Raw genomic sequence first — 240 nt, forward strand, 5'->3', positions numbered from 1 at the left:
GTCGCCGTCGAGTGCGAGCGCGTTCTTCAGGCCGGCGAGACCGTCGTGCCGCAGGTAGTCGTCGATCGACAGCGGATCGGTCAGGCCGATGCGGGCGAACGTGAGCCGCTGCTGGCGTGCGAGATACGGCAGCGCGTCGACGAGGCCGACGCTGCTCGGGTGCGTGCCACCATCGAGCCAGCCGGCGTCGAACAGCGCAGGCACGTCGGCCGCCGACAGGTTCGCATAGCCGACGCGGCC

Annotated in this window: 1 pseudogene; it reads right to left on the reverse strand. The window is 71.2% G+C overall.

Annotation, left to right across the window (positions count from 1 at the left end):
- Positions 1–240, reverse strand: a pseudogene (locus tag ACV229_RS40960) (formate dehydrogenase); the annotation flags it as partial.

It is taken from the genome of Burkholderia sp. MR1-5-21, from assembly GCF_053427715.1.